This is a genomic window from Kitasatospora sp. NPDC007106, assembly GCF_040634455.1.
Classification (GTDB): Bacteria; Actinomycetota; Actinomycetes; order Streptomycetales; family Streptomycetaceae; genus Kitasatospora; species Kitasatospora arboriphila.
On record NZ_JBEYFP010001000.1, the window covers coordinates 1 to 2,010 of the forward strand.

The 2,010-nt window shown below is 79.3% G+C and carries 2 protein-coding genes; both read left to right on the top strand.

What is annotated here, in order from left to right; genetic code table 11:
• The coding region (locus tag ABZ641_RS35010) for a hypothetical protein (RefSeq protein ID WP_359988426.1) at positions 1–1,560 on the top strand (1,560 nt) is incomplete at its 5' end.
• A partial coding sequence (locus ABZ641_RS35015; RefSeq protein ID WP_359988428.1) for a bpX6 domain-containing protein occupies positions 1,557–2,010 on the top strand: 454 nt, incomplete at its 3' end. The genes ABZ641_RS35010 and ABZ641_RS35015, both read left to right, overlap by 4 nt.

Genomic DNA, 2,010 nt, shown 5'->3' on the forward strand with positions numbered 1-2,010 from the left:
GCCCGGGCCGAGGGCACCCCGGACGGCCACGGCGGCCTCGCCCGCACCGGCCACCCGGACCGGCTGCTGCCCTCCGAGTGGCTGCTCGCCGACGAGTTCCCCGATGAGTTCCTCCGTCGCCTCGTCGACGGCGAACTCCTTCACCTCGCACCCGAGTTCACCTCCCCCACGCCGACCGGCCGGACGGTCGTGCTGGCCGACACCGGCCCGGAGCAGGCCGGCGCCGCCCGCCTCGTCCAGCTCGCCGCCCTGCTCGTCCTGCACCGCAGGGCCGCCGCCCGCGGCACCGGTCTGCGGGTCGGCATCCTCGGCGACCTCTCCGGCACCTGGCTCGGCGGCGACCTGGAGGACCTGCTCCCGGCCTGGCTGGAGGCGCGCCGCCGGAGCGACCCGACCCCTGAGGACGTCCGGCACGCCCGCGAGCTCCTGGAGGACGGCGACCGCGCCTGGGTGCTCACCTCGGAACGCCTCGCCGCCCTCCTCCCGGCCGGCACCCGGGCGCTGACCGCCCGGCCGGTGCGGTGGGACGCGAACGGCGCCACCGGCGTCGAGGTCCGCATCTCCACCGGTACGGCCGCCCCCACCACCGCGCTGCTGCCGCTGCCCGCCCCCGACATCGCCGTCCGGGCGCTGCGCGGCGCCGGGTTCCGTCGCGCCGCCCCGGCGCAGGCGGTGCTGCCGACCGGCGTCCGGGGTGGCGCCCTGCCCGTCTTCACCACCGACTCCCGCACCCTGCTGGCCCGCGGCCGCGACGCGGACGTCCTGCTCGCCGTGCACCTGCCCGGATCCGACCAACACGCCGCCGCGGTCCGCGCCCGCCGTCACGACCTGCCCGGTCCCGCCGTGGCCGCCGGCCGCAACGGGCGGCGGCTGATCGTGCTGTGCGCCTGGGGCCGCCGGCTCGTCCCGTACGTGAGCGGGCGCCGGTTCTGCGAGCGCGGCGAGTACGTGGTCCGCGACAGCGCCGCCCTCGGGCTCGACCGCGCCGGCCTGGACGCGCTGCTGGCCGAGCCGGTTCTGCCGTTGCTGGTCGACGGCCGGTTCCTGCGGCTGCCGGTCGCGGGCCGCTGGTGGCGGATCGGCGCGGACGGCGAGGCCGAGGACGACGGGCCGGTCGGCAGGCAGGCTGCGGGCGTACCGTACGACCGGGCCCGTGACACCCGCCTGTTCGAGGGCGACCTGCCGCCCGAAGCCGCACGGGCCCGCCATCTGCTGCACGGCGCCGGCGCCGTCGCATGGAGCAAGGACCGCCGCGCCTGGGACCTCGTCGACCGCGACGGCGTCCGTCAGCGCGTCGCCCTCCGGGAGCAGGCGGACGTGATCGGGCTGGTCCACGGCGCCGAGGGCGCCGCCCTGGTCACCCTCGGCCGCAAGGACGCCGTGCTGCGCCACGCCCGTGCGAGCGGTCGGCGCACCCTCGCCCGGCTGTCCGGCGGCAGCGGCCGCCCCGCCCTCCACCCCTCCCTGCCCCTGATCGCCGTGCCCAAGGGACCCGACCGGATCCTGGTCGGCGACGCGGACACCGGGCGGATCCACCACGTCATCGGGAGCGGCCAGTGAGCACCGCAGAGGCGCCCCGCACGGCCCGTCCGACCCCCGACCGGCCGGACCGGCGCACCTCCGCCACCCGCCCGCCCGCGCCCGGGGACTTCCGCGGCGCCGTCGAGGCCGACGGCTTCGTCCTCGACACCCCCGTCACCGGACCGGCCGAGGCCGCCGCCCGGGTCCTCGCCCACTGGCAGGACGGCGCCGAACTCCACCGGCTGCCCGACGGACGCTGGCTGTTCACCCTGGCCGCAGCGGTCACCGTCCGCGCGGACCTGGCCCCCGGCCTGCCCGTGCGCCGCACCGCCGGGGCGCTGGTCGCCCTCGGCACCGACGGAACCGGCGCCCCCGCCGGGCACCTGCTGCTCACCACCGGCGGCCGCGTCGCCGCGCACCCGACCGCCGACCTGCCCGCCGTCGACCCGGCGGGCTGGCTCGACCCCGGCGGCCTCACCGTCCACCGCC